Here is a 12,220-nt window from a genome sequence, read left to right as displayed (position 1 = left end):
CGGCTCACTTCCGCGCGAGCGTCAGCAGCCGCGGCAGATGCTCTTCATCTTCTTGTCGAGCAGCCGGTTCTCGGCACTCACCGCAGCATCGGCGTCGGGGTTCGTGCCCGAGGCCGCCCCGGTGGTGACGCCGGCCGCAGTGTTCGCGCCGGAGGATTGCGCCGTGCCCAGACTGTTGGTGCCGGGCGGCGGCGCCGGCGCATTGGCGACGCCGCCGGTCGATCCGGTCGCACCGCCGGTCGTCTGTCCGAACGATACAACGGGCATTGCAGCGAGGCCGATGATGACGATCAACATCTTGATCGAAGCGCTTGCAGACGGTTGGGCCATTGGAAAATCTCCCTGCCCGATCAACCGTTGCAGCAAAGACAGGTTCCGGAACAAATCCCGTCACATCAGCTTGAAACAGGAAGGCAACCACGATCATGCGCAAATTGATCGCATTCGACGAGGACACGTTCGACAAGCTGAAGCAATTGGGACGCGACAGGATGGCGACCTTTCAGGAGCTTGCGGATGAAGCCTTCGCCGACCTCCTGAAGAAGCACGGCATTCCCATCGACCTCAGGGACGCCCTGCGCGAGAGCGCGCGCGTCGAAGGCGCGACAGACAAATCGCCCCCACGCCCCCGGACCAGAAAGGCAAGAGCACGATGACCGATCGCGATCCCTTTGCAGAGGGCGAGTGCGCAGCGCGCGAGAACATCCCCGCCGAAGCCAATCCTTACCTGGACGGCAGTGATGAGCACGCGTTGTGGGCCGCCGGCCACGAGAAGGTCGCGGGCGCAATCGAAGCGCGCGAATCCGAGGGAAGCTGACGCGTCGATGTACGCCGCGCGGGCCGCTATGCAGCGGCCACCATCTGTTCGGTCCGGTCCTCGACCATGGTCACGAACATGTGGGATTCCTCGCCAGCGCCGCCGATCTGGACCCGACGGGCCGAGATCACGCGGCGGCCGCGGGCGGGATTGTCGATGGTGTCGACGATCGGCTCCAGCTGCTGCTTCTGCGCCAGGAGCTGCTGGTCGCGTTTCTCGATCAATGCGGCGGCATCCGCGGAGAACAATTCCCGCGCGGTCTTGCCGATGATCTCGCCGCGCGACATCCCGATCATCTTCTCGGCGGCCCTGTTGACGAAGACGTAGCGCAGATTGCGCGCGTCCTTGGCGATGATGCCCTCGGCGACATTCTCGATGATGGTGGCGAGGAAGCGCTCCATCCGCTCGAGGATGCGCTCGCGCTGGCGCTGGTCGGTGACGTCCTCCTGAACCGACACCCAGCCGCCGCCGTCCATCGGCCGTTCGTAGATCTTGATGATGCGGCCGTCGTTCAAGGCGATCTCGTAGGCGGTTGGCTCGCGCTTGGCGATCCGATCGAGCACGGCCCCGACATATTTTGCGACGTCGCCGCTGAACAACCCGCTTTTGACCCGGTGCTGGAGGATTTCCTCGAGCGTCGAGCCGGCCTGGATCGTCTCCGGCAGATTATAGATCCGTCGATAATTGGCGTTCATGGCGACCACGGTCGCCTTGCCATCGAGCATGATCAGGCCCTGCGGCATGCTGTTGATCGCGGCGGAGAGCTGCCACTTCTTGGCCTGGTACTTGTCGTTGAACTTGTCGCGCTCGGTCATCGCCGCGTCGCGCGCCTGCGCGGTGTCGAGCTCGAGCTCCTCGAGCTCGAAGATGCGCGCAACGGCGTCGCGGAAGTGCTGCACGGCGCGCGCAAGATGCCCGATCTCGTCGTGACGGCCAAGATGCGGCACCTCGCTCTTGACGTCCCCGTCGGCGATCCGGTCGGTCGCCCGCGTGATCTCGGCCAGCGCCCCGACCACCGAGCTTCGCATCACGACGACGTTGAGGCCGGCGAGATAGAGCGCGGCGAGCCCGAGCATGAACAGATAGGCCGCCGCGTAGCGGTTGGTGTCGGCGAGCTCGTCGGCTTCCTGGGCCCGTTGGCGATAAATTCTTTCGAGCGTCTCGAGGTCGACGTTGAGCTTGCTCCGCAGCGTCCGGTTGGCGTCATTGTCGCCCCATTCGCGCGCGGCCGCCGGACCGATCTCGAGCCCGCGCCGCACCAGCTCCTGGCGGAATTCGATGAACTGCGCGATGCGCTCGCGGAAGCTGGCCAACTGATCGGCATCGTCGTCACCGGCGGTCCGCTCCAATCCCTTCACGGCGTCAGCGAGCTCACGGTTGCGACGCTCGAGCCCTTCGGCAAACGGCTTCATCGTGCTGCGATCACCGGACATGTAGATGCCGCGCGATTCCATCACGATGGCATAGATCAGCGCGTTGATGCGTCCGATGCTGATCGCGGCTTCCGCCGAGGTGGCATACATGTGGCGGTAGGTCGTCTGCAACCGGACGGTCTGAACCGACATCACGAGCAGGAAGGTGGTGACGATCGCGAGGCAGCCGGCGATGCTGTAGACCTTCTCCGCGACGCTGAGCGTGTCGGCGCCGCGCGCGAAGCGAACGAATTTCTTCAAAAGCCGGATGACGGCCTCGAGACCCGACTGTGACGCTGCAGCGTCCATGGCGCCGCTCTCCCTGGTTGAACGAGCGTCACGATAGGCCTGATTGCGCTAGCGGAGGATTAAAATACCTGCCGGTATTTTTACGGCAGGAGCAAATGGAACCGGAGTGCGGATCAGCCGATCCGCTTGAGGCCCTTTTTGAAGCGGGGGCCGTTGGCGACATAGAACCTAGCCGCGCTTCCCATCTTCTGCACCTGGGCGTCGTCGAGCGTGCGGATGACGCGCGCGGGCGAGCCGATGATGAGCGATCGTTCGGGAAACTCTTTTCCCTCGGTGATGACCGAGCCGGCACCAACGATGCTGTTGCGGCCGATCTTCGCGCCATTCATGACGATGGAGCCCATGCCGATCAGCGCGCCCTCCTCGACGGTGCAGCCGTGCAGAATGACGTTGTGGCCGACGGTGCAGTTCTTGCCGATGACAAGCGGAAAGCCGAGGTCGGTGTGGCAGGTCGAGCCGTCCTGCACATTGGCGCCCTCGCCGATCTCGATCCACTCGTTGTCGCCGCGCAGCACCGCGCCGAACCAGACGCTCGCGCCCGGCTTCAGGCGCACCTTGCCGATCACGGTCGCGGTTTCCGCGATGAAGTAGTTGCCGTCGGTGGGAAGATCGGGCGCCTGCCCGTCGAGCTCGTAGATCGCCATGGAGGTCTCCTGTCACGTCAACCCAAGCCATAGCGAAACGACGACACGGAAGCAAAGGGCTGCCGCACAGCCCTGCAAGACGTCAGCCGATCACGCCGGTCGCGCGCAGCGTCATCAGGAAGAAGGTGCCGCTCATCATGCTCCAGAAGCAGGCGATGACGGTTGCCATCATCACGAACTCGAAGCGGCGGCTTTCGAGCCGCATGCCGCGCAGCGTATTGCGCATGATGATGAAGGGCGCCGCGAACACCAGGAACGGCACGGCCGCAAACGTCTTCGGCGCCACGCCCTCCTGCAGCAATCCGAAACCTGCGGGCCGTTGCGACATCGCCTGGTATCCATTCGCGAGCGCACCCGCGAGCGCGAAGCCGATGCAGATCGAGAAGAAGGTGTTGAGAGCTTCAGGTGTCATCGGAACAGTCCGCCCATACGCAACGCGAGGACCCTTCCTGTGACAAATAGTGCCGGCTAACGCTACATTATCCTTAAGCGAAGGTTAACGCCGCCGCCCGGCCCAAGCAGAGCCCCCCGCCCTCCCGGCAACCCGGAACCCTCCGCGAAATCGCCGCCACGTGGCATATTCGCCGGTGATTCGTCGGCCATCGGCCGACCGGCCCCGGACCCATTTGCGCGACGTCATGACGGTGTTTTCGGCAACCTCCCCTCGCTCTTCCAGGACGAACGCCAAGATGAGCGCAAAGGCGCGTGCGCGGACCCATCTCATCCCGCTCGCGCTCACCTGTGCCTTCGCCGTGAGCGCCGTCGGCCTGGTTGCCTATCTGCTGTGGCCGACCTGGAGCACGGGCGGCGCTGATGCACCGGACAAGCTGCCCGTCAGCGTCGGCGGCACGCTGTTCAATCTGCCGATCTCCGCGATCCGGATGAAGATCCAGCGGCACTCCGGACCGCAGGAGCGCATCGATCTCGACTTCCTCTATCCTTCGCTTGACGCACCGAGCGGGCCGACGCATGTCACCGCCGACACCGTCGACACGGCGATGCAGCCGATCGACCGCATCTTCCTGTCGATCGCGGCGCATCACGATGCGCTCTCGCCCGAGCAGCGAACGGCGACAATCTATCCGCGCTATCTCGAGCAGGCCGCGACAGCGCCGGACGACGGATTGACGATGCGCGCCTTCCGCAGCGACACGCCCTATGGCAGCGAGGATCTGTATTCCGCAAGCGCGCCCGCACTCGCCGCGCGCTGCACGCGCGATGCATCGACGCCCGGCATGTGCCTGTCCGAGCGCCGCGTCGACGGCGCCGATCTCACCTTCCGCTTTCCGCGGAGCTGGCTGTCGCAATGGCGCGATGTCGCCGGTGCAATGGACAGGCTGACGGCGCAGCTGCGCGGGCCGAAGGGCTGAGCGCTGGCCACCGCAACAAAAAATCGAAAACAACCCCATGCACAGTAGCCGGGGGGCCAGCCGCGCGGTTTCGTATTTTTCGAATTCCGGCTTGACCCGTCGGGCAAAACAGGATCACAATGGCAACGTGGGGTGATCGACCTGAACGACCCGGCTGCAAGGAATGTGACTGATGTCACAGGCCTTAAATTGCATTCGGCCATTCTTCGGATAATCTGACGCTATTGCGTTCGGGGGCTGGAATGCGGCTTCGGCTGTTCATTTTGTCAATTGTTGCGACTTGGCTTGCGACCTGGCTAGCGCCGGCCGGCTCTGCATTGGCCGCCGAAAAGCGCGTAGCGCTCGTCATAGGCAACTCGGCCTACAAGAACGTGGGGCGACTGAAGAACCCAGCGAACGATGCCGCGCTGGTTGGCGACATGTTCAAGAAAGCGGGTTTTGACTCGGTCGATGTCAAGTTCGACCTGGACGTCGCCGCGATGCGCAAGGCGCTGCGCGAGTTTGGCGGCAAAGCGCGCGAGGCCGACGTCGCGGTGATCTACTATGCCGGTCACGGCATTGAGCTGGACGGGACCAACTACCTCATCCCCACCGACGCGACGCTCGAGACCGACAGCGACGTCCTCGATGAAACGCTGTCGCTGGACCGGGCCCTGTTCGCAGTCGAACCAGCCAAGCAGCTGCGCCTCGTCATCCTGGATGCCTGCCGCGACAACCCGTTCGCCAAGACGATGAAGCGCACGATCGCCGCGCGCGCGATCGGCCGCGGCCTCGCCAAGGTCGAGCCGACCAGCCCGAACACCATGATCGCCTTCGCGGCGAAGGCCGGCTCGACCGCCTCGGACGGTGATGCGAAGAACAGCCCCTTTGCCACCGCTTTGGTGGAACGCCTGCCGACGCCGGGCCTCGACTTGGGCAAGGCCTTTCGATTCGTTCGCGACGACGTGCTCAAGACCACCGGCTACCAGCAGGAGCCGTATGTGTACGGGTCGCTTGGTGGAGATGACGTTTCGCTGGTACCGGCCAAGCCGGCAGCAGCCGGTCCACAGGCCAACCCGGACAGCGAAATCCGGCGCGACTACGAACTGGCGCTCCAGATTGGCACCCGGGACGTTTGGTCCTCGTTCATCAACCGCTACCCAAGCGGCTTCTACACCGACCTTGCCAAGGGTCAATTGAGCAAGATAGTCGCCGAGGAAGCTCGCGCTGCAGCTGCGGAAAAGGCCAGGCAGGCCGAGGACGAGAAGGCCCGATTGGCAACCGAACGCGCCAAGAAGGTCGAACAGGAGAAGGCCGCTGCGGCTGCCCAAGCCGCCGAGGACGCCCGGATCGCGGCCGAGAAAGCCAAGCAGATCGAGGAAACGAAGGCTGCGGCAGCCGAACAGCGCAGGAAAGATGCCGAGGCCGCCGTCGCCAAAGCGCTGGCCGACAAGCAGGCTGCCGAGAAGGCGCTCGCCGACAAGATGGCAAGTGACAAGGCGGCTGCCGAACTGGCTGCGAAGCAGGCGGCGGACGCGAAATCGCAGGAGGGCGAACAGAAAGTTGCCGCCGTTGCCCCGACCTCTTCACCGTCGAGCCTCTCTCCCCAGGAGACCGCGAAGCTGGTTCAGTCCGAACTCCGTCGTGTCGGCTGCTTGGCCGCCGCGGCCGACGGCGACTGGAATGCGACGTCGCAGCGCTCGCTGACGCAGTTCAACAAATATGCCCGGACGAACTTCGACGCCAAACTTGCAAGCTCCGACGCGCTCGATGCCATCAAGGCCAAGCCGGGCCGGATCTGCCCGCTGGTGTGCGATCACGGCTTCAAGGCCGATGGCGACGCTTGCGTCAAGATCGCGTGCCGCGCCGGCTATCGCATCAACGACGACAACGAGTGCGAGAAGGTGCAGGACAAGAAGCCGGTTGCGACCCGCGAGGATGCCAAGACGCGAGACGACAACAGGAAGAAGGTCGAATCGGCGCCCTCGAAGCCGCAGGCGTCTGGTCAGATCCTTTGCAATACGACAGGCTGTCGGCCGGTAACCCCCGGCTGTCGCATTGTTAGCGGGAGGAATTCAATGGACTCAGGGAAACAATACGAAGTGTGCAATTGAGGCACGGCTGAAAGGCAATTACTGCCTGACGCCACGGCGCGCGGTATTCTGGCGAAGAACCAGATCTCGACGCCAAAAGGTCGGCACCTGCGGACGCGATCCGCACATGCAAAGTAGCCCGGCGCCCGTCACGGCTTCTGATTTTCAATAATTCTGCTTTTTCGATATTTACCCTCGGCCGATACAGGGCATGATGGTATCATGGAGGGATTGATTGACTTGAATAACGCGGTTGCCAGCAATGTGACTGATGTCACAGACCACAAATTGCATTCGGCCATTATGCGGATAATCTGACGCTATTGCATTCGGGGGCTGGAATGCGGCTTCGGCTGTTTGTTTTGTTTGTTGTGGCGACCTGGCTTTCAGCCTGGCTCGGGACCGGCTCCGCACTGGCCGCCGAAAAGCGTGTCGCGCTGGTGATCGGCAATTCGGCCTACAAGAGCGCCCCGCGGCTCACCAATCCGGTTAACGACGCCACCCTGGTCGGTGGCATGTTCAAGTCCGCCGGCTTCGACAATGTCGATGTCAGGCTCGACCTGAATGCTGCCGACATGCGCAGGGCGCTGCGGGAGTTCGCGGGCCGGACGCGCGATGCCGGGGTTGCGGTAATCTACTATGCCGGACACGGCATTGAGCTCGACGGCACCAACTATTTGATCCCCACTGACGCCGCGCTGGAGACAGACGGCGACGTGCTCGACGAGACCGTTGCGCTCGATCGCGCACTGTTCGCTGTCGAACCGGCCAAGCAGCTCCGGCTCGTCATCCTTGATGCCTGCCGCGACAACCCGTTCGCAAAGACCATGAAGCGCACGGTTGCCTCGCGCGCAATCGGCCGCGGCCTTGCCAAGGTCGAGCCGACCAGCCAGAACACCATGATCGCCTTTGCGGCCAAGGCCGGCTCCACCGCCTCGGACGGCGATGCGAAAAACAGCCCGTTTGCCACCGCTCTCGTCGAACGTCTGCCGACGCCGGGGCTCGACCTGGGCAAGGCTTTTCGATTCGTTCGTGACGACGTGCTGAAGAGTACGGGCTACAAGCAGGAGCCTTATGTGTACGGCTCGCTCGGCGGCGATGATGTTTCGCTGGTACCAGCGAAACCAGCGGCCACAGGACCGCAGGCGAGCCCCGATGATGCGACCCGCCGGGGCTACGAACTCGCACTTCAAGCGGGCGATCGCGACGCGTGGGAGGCGTTTCTGCGGGCCTTCCCGAGCGGTTTTTATGCGGACTTGGCGAAGGTGCAGCTCAAGAAGATTGTCGCCGAAGAAACCCGCGCCGCGGCTGCCGACAAGGCACGACAGGCCGAAGAGGAGAAAACCCGGCTCGCGGGCGAGCGCGCCAAGAAAGCCGAACAGGAGAAAGCCGCTGCGGCCGCCAAGGCGGCAGAGGACGCCCGGCTTGCCGCCGAGAAGGCCAAGCAGATCGAAGAGGCCAAGGCGGCCGCAGCAGAACAGCGCAGAAAGGATGCCGAGGCTACCGTTGCCAAAACGCTGGCCGACAAGCAGGCCGCCGAGAAGGCGCTCGCCGACAAGATCGCGAGCGACAGGGCGGCGGCTGACAAGCAAGTGACCGAGAAGCCGCAAATGGCCGACGGTCAAGAGAAGGTTGCAACAGTTGCCCCGACCTCGTCGCAGCCGAGACTTTCCCCCGCGGAAACGGCGAAGCTGGTTCAGTTAGAGTTGCGCCGTGTCGGCTGTCTCGCGGACGCAGCCGATGGCGACTGGAATGCGTCATCGCAACGTTCGCTGACGCAGTTCAACAAATACGCGGGAACGAAGTTCGACGCCAAGCAGGCGAGCTTCGACGCGATCGATGCCATCAAAGCCAAATCGGGCCGGGTCTGCCCGCTGGTCTGCGAGCACGGCTTCAAGGCCGATGGCGATGCCTGCGTGAAGATCACCTGCCGCGCGGGCTATCGCGTCAATGACGACAACGAGTGCGAGAAGACGCGGGACAAGAGGCCGGTTGCCACCCGGGAGGATGCGAAGCCGCGAGACGACGAGAGAAAGAAGAGCGAAGCCACGCCGGCAAAGCCGCAGACCACGGGGCAGATCTATTGCAACTCGACAATGTGTCGTCCGGTGCGACAAGGATGCCGCTTGCAGCTGCCTAAGGCTGCTTTCACTCAGGGACATATGACTGAGGTCTGCGATTGAGGGTTGGCCGCATATGCTGAGAGTCCTGATTGCCCTTCTTCTTACAAGTTTCACCTGCGGCGCGGCGTTTGCCGAAAAGCGTGTCGCGCTGGTGATCGGCAATTCGGCCTACAAGAGCGCCCCGCGGCTCACCAATCCGGTGAACGACGCCACCCTGGTCGGTGGCATGTTCAAGTCCGCCGGCTTTGACAATGTCGATGTCAGGCTCGACCTGAATGCTGCAGACATGCGCAGGTCGTTGCGCGAATTTGCGGGCAAGACCCGCGATGCCGAGGTTGCGGTGATCTACTATGCGGGACACGGCATCGAGCTCGACGGCACCAACTACCTGATCCCCACCGACGCCGCTCTGGAGACCGACGGCGACGTGCTCGACGAGACTGTTGCGCTCGACCGCGCGCTGTTCGCCGTGGAATCGGCCAAGCAGCTCCGGCTCGTCATCCTGGATGCCTGTCGCGACAATCCCTTCGCCAAGACCATGAAGCGGACCATGGCCTCGCGCGCGATCGGCCGCGGCCTCGCCAAGGTCGAGCCGACCAGCCCGAACACCATGATCGCTTTTGCGGCCAAGGCCGGCTCGACTGCCTCGGATGGTGATGCGAAGAACAGCCCGTTTGCCGCCGCTCTGGTCGAACGCCTGCCGACGCCGGGCCTCGATCTCGGCAAGGCTTTTCGATTCGTCCGTGACGACGTGCTCAAGGCCACCGGCAACAAGCAGGAGCCCTTTGTCTACGGCTCGCTCGGCGGAGATGACTTAGCCCTGGTTCCGGCGAAGCCAGTCGCGGCTGGACCGCAGGCAAACCCGGACAGCGAAATCCGGCGCGCCTACGAACTGGCGCTCCAACTCGGCACGCGCGAAGTTTGGGCGGCGTTCCTCAACCGCTACCCGAGCGGATTCTACACAGACCTCGCCAAGGCCCAGCTCAATCGGATTGCCGCCGAAGACGCCCGTGCTGCAGCGGCTGAGAAGGTGCGACAAGCCGAGGAGGAGAAAGCAAGACTGGTAGCCGAACGAGCGAAGAAGGCCGAGCAGGACAAGGCAGGAGCGGCAGCCAAGGCCGCCGAAGATGCCCGGCTAGCGGCAGAAAAGGCCAAGCAAATCGAGGAAGCCAAGGCGGCCGCAGCAGAGCAGCGTAGAAAGGATGCCGAGGCCGCTGTTGCCAAGGCGCTGGCCGACAAGCAGGCCGCCGAGAAGGTGCTCGCCGACAAGGTCGCAAGTGACAAGGCCGCTGCCGATTTGGCTGCGAAGCAGGCTGCGGACGCAAAAGCGCGGGAGAGCGAACAGAAAGTTGCCGCCGTGACCCCGACGTCGTCGCAGCCGAGCCTGTCGCCGCAAGAGACGGCAAAGTTGGTTCAGTCCGAGTTGCGTCGAGTCGGCTGTCTGGCGGCCGCGGCCGACGGCGACTGGAATGCGACATCGCAGCGCTCGCTAACGCTGTTCAACAAATATGCCGGAACGAAGTTCGATGCCAAGCAGGCGAGCTTCGACGCGCTCGACGCAATCAAGGCCAAGCCGGGCCGGGTCTGCCCGCTGGTGTGCGATCGCGGATTCAAGGCCGACGGCGATGCTTGCGTGAAGATCGCCTGCCGCATCGGCTATCGCGTCAACGACGACAACGAATGCGAGAAGATTCAGGACAAGAAGCCGGTTGCCACTCGCGAGGATGCCAAGCCGCGAGACGACGCGAGGAAGAAAGTCGAGTCCTCACCCGCGAAGCCGCAGGCGACAGGTCAAATGTTTTGTAACAATGCGGGTTGCCGTTCAGTCCGGCCGGGCTGCCACCTTGAGGCTACTGGAATGAAGCCCGGCCAAAGCACTCCGAGTTCTTCGGGCGCCTCAAGCGTGGAAATCTGCAACTGAAGACGAGTGACAGGCGAGGAAGAAGCCTTCGGTACATAGATTGTGCTGCTGGCAGAACACTCCGAATACTCTCGATTCTAATTTGAGGCTGAAATGGTGCGCTTCGGCTAATTATCGCTGCGCTCGCAATGACGATGTTGATGCAGTTGTACTCAAAACGCGATCTCGTGCCCCGAACGCAGCGCAGCGTCTTTTCGACGGTGCGCTGCAGTGCCAGGGCCCATGTTGCAGAGATGCGCTGTGTGGCTTCGGCGTCCCGTCTCTGCACTGCAACGCTTTAGGCGTTGCAGTGCGTCCGGGACACAAGAGGACGACCCGTGCGTCGAATTATTCCTGATCGACCAGATCGTCCTCGAGGATCGCCATCTGGAACTGGAACGAGCGATCATCGTCCTCGTCGTCGACAAACAGCACGCCGATGAACTCCTCGCCGATATAGACCTCGGCGGAATCGTCCTTCTTCGGCCGCGGCACGACGCGGATCTTCGGGTTGCCGAAAACGCGTTTCAGATACGCATCCAGCTTTCTGACTTCTTTGACGTCCACGGCAAGTCTCCGATCAAAATTGGTCGGCGGGTTTTAGGACGAGATGCGGCGAACCGCCAGCATGAATTGCCAAAGAATTTGGGGACGAAAAGGGCCGGCAAATCCGGCCCTTAACGTGCACGCTTAAAGTCCCATCGCGTTGATCATCTGGTCCATGGTGCGCGATGGCTCGGCGCAGCCGGCTTTGCCCACGATCTTGGCCGGCACGCCCGCGACCGTGACGTTGTGCGGCACGGGCTCAAGCACGACCGAACCTGCGGCGATGCGCGCGCAATGGCCGATCTCGATATTGCCGAGGATCTTGGCGCCGGCGCCGATCAGCACGCCATGACGAATCTTCGGATGACGGTCCTCGTTCTCCTTGCCGGTGCCTCCAAGCGTGACGCCGTGCAGGATCGAGACGTCGTCCTCGATCACAGCCGTCTCGCCGCAGACAAAGCCCGTGGCGTGGTCGAGGAAGATACCGCGGCCGATGCGCGCGGCGGGATTGATGTCGGTCTGGAACACCGCGGAGGCGCGGCTCTGCAGGTAGTAAGCAAAGTCCTTGCGGCCCTTCAAATAGAGCCAGTGCGCGAGGCGATGGGTCTGGATCGCGTGAAAGCCCTTGAAGTAGAGCAAGGGATCGATGAAGCGCGAGGTCGCGGGATCGCGGTCGTAGACGGCGACGAGATCGGCGCGGAAGGCATTGCCCAAATCAGGATCGTCGCGCAGCGCCTCGTCGAAGGTCTGGCGCACCAGATCACCCGAGAGCGCGGCGTGATCGAGCCGGTCGGCGACGCGGTGGACCACCGAATCTTCGAGCCGGCTGTGGTGCAGCACCGTCGAGTAGATGAAGGTCGCAAGCTCGGGCTCGCGGTAGACGATGTCCTCCGCCTCGCCACGGATCCGGTCCCAGATCGGATCGAGCGAAGCAAGCTTTCCTCCCGGATTGACCTGATGCACTGCCATGATTGTCTCTCTGGAATCTGCTCTTTCGAACGGCTGGTTTTGTTGGCTTTATAGCACA

At 63.1% G+C, this 12,220-nt stretch carries 12 protein-coding genes; 6 read left to right on the top strand and 6 right to left on the bottom strand.

The window, feature by feature from the left end; translation table 11 throughout:
• Nucleotides 1–21: 21 nt before the first annotated feature.
• Complete coding sequence (locus tag XI06_RS04825; protein WP_237866247.1) at nucleotides 22–330, bottom strand: hypothetical protein; 309 nt, start codon at nucleotides 328–330, stop codon at nucleotides 22–24.
• Nucleotides 331–425: 95 nt separating this feature from the next.
• Between XI06_RS04825 and XI06_RS04820 the strand changes: the two genes are divergently transcribed.
• Complete coding sequence (locus tag XI06_RS04820) at nucleotides 426–656, top strand: hypothetical protein (RefSeq protein WP_237866246.1); 231 nt, start codon at nucleotides 426–428, stop codon at nucleotides 654–656.
• Nucleotides 653–817 (top strand): hypothetical protein, encoded by a 165-nt coding sequence (locus XI06_RS04815; protein WP_237866245.1) that lies wholly within the window; start codon nucleotides 653–655, stop codon nucleotides 815–817. The genes XI06_RS04820 and XI06_RS04815 overlap by 4 nt, the downstream gene beginning before the upstream one ends.
• Before the next feature lie 26 nt (nucleotides 818–843).
• Here the strand turns inward: XI06_RS04815 and XI06_RS04810 are convergent, their stop codons facing one another.
• The 3 genes from XI06_RS04810 to XI06_RS04800 all read right to left on the bottom strand — a co-directional run bounded on the left by XI06_RS04810 (nucleotide 844) and on the right by XI06_RS04800 (nucleotide 3,594).
• A complete protein-coding gene (locus XI06_RS04810) occupies nucleotides 844–2,538 on the bottom strand; it encodes a PAS-domain containing protein (protein ID WP_237866244.1) in 1,695 nt (564 codons plus the stop codon).
• Nucleotides 2,539–2,651: 113 nt separating this feature from the next.
• Nucleotides 2,652–3,182 carry a gamma carbonic anhydrase family protein gene (locus XI06_RS04805; RefSeq protein WP_237866243.1) on the bottom strand — a complete coding sequence of 177 codons (531 nt, stop codon included), beginning with the start codon at nucleotides 3,180–3,182 and terminating at the stop codon, nucleotides 2,652–2,654.
• 82 nt (nucleotides 3,183–3,264) lie between these two features.
• On the bottom strand, nucleotides 3,265–3,594 hold the full coding sequence (locus tag XI06_RS04800) for a DUF6949 family protein (protein ID WP_237866242.1): 330 nt from the start codon (nucleotides 3,592–3,594) through the stop codon (nucleotides 3,265–3,267).
• A gap of 277 nt (nucleotides 3,595–3,871) precedes the next feature.
• Here XI06_RS04800 and XI06_RS04795 point away from each other — a divergent pair, with 277 nt between their 5' ends.
• The 4 genes from XI06_RS04795 (at nucleotide 3,872) to XI06_RS04780 (ending at nucleotide 10,668) form a co-directional block, all read left to right on the top strand.
• Nucleotides 3,872–4,552, top strand: coding sequence for a hypothetical protein (locus XI06_RS04795; RefSeq protein WP_377803204.1), 681 nt, complete (start codon nucleotides 3,872–3,874; stop codon nucleotides 4,550–4,552).
• A gap of 242 nt (nucleotides 4,553–4,794) precedes the next feature.
• Nucleotides 4,795–6,645 carry a caspase family protein gene (locus tag XI06_RS04790; RefSeq protein ID WP_237866240.1) on the top strand — a complete coding sequence of 617 codons (1,851 nt, stop codon included), beginning with the start codon at nucleotides 4,795–4,797 and terminating at the stop codon, nucleotides 6,643–6,645.
• Nucleotides 6,646–6,965: 320 nt separating this feature from the next.
• Nucleotides 6,966–8,807: a caspase family protein gene (locus tag XI06_RS04785; RefSeq protein WP_271604693.1), complete on the top strand. Its 1,842-nt coding sequence runs from the start codon at nucleotides 6,966–6,968 to the stop codon at nucleotides 8,805–8,807.
• Nucleotides 8,808–8,820: 13 nt separating this feature from the next.
• Nucleotides 8,821–10,668 (top strand): caspase family protein, encoded by a 1,848-nt coding sequence (locus XI06_RS04780; protein ID WP_237866238.1) that lies wholly within the window; start codon nucleotides 8,821–8,823, stop codon nucleotides 10,666–10,668.
• Nucleotides 10,669–10,995: 327 nt separating this feature from the next.
• On the opposite strand, the gene XI06_RS04775 is transcribed toward XI06_RS04780, so the two are convergent.
• Nucleotides 10,996–11,214, bottom strand: coding sequence for a DUF3126 family protein (locus XI06_RS04775; RefSeq protein ID WP_007602550.1), 219 nt, complete (start codon nucleotides 11,212–11,214; stop codon nucleotides 10,996–10,998).
• A gap of 123 nt (nucleotides 11,215–11,337) precedes the next feature.
• The gene (gene cysE / locus XI06_RS04770) at nucleotides 11,338–12,162 is read right to left on the bottom strand and encodes a serine O-acetyltransferase (RefSeq protein ID WP_237866237.1); all 825 of its coding nucleotides are present in this window, start codon (nucleotides 12,160–12,162) and stop codon (nucleotides 11,338–11,340) included.
• Nucleotides 12,163–12,220: the final 58 nt, after the last annotated feature.

It is taken from the genome of Bradyrhizobium sp. CCBAU 11434, assembly GCF_028128895.1.
Taxonomy (GTDB): Bacteria; Pseudomonadota; Alphaproteobacteria; order Rhizobiales; family Xanthobacteraceae; genus Bradyrhizobium; species Bradyrhizobium zhengyangense.
Note: the sequence above shows the minus strand (reverse complement) of the source record. Positions and strands in the feature narration are given on the sequence as shown.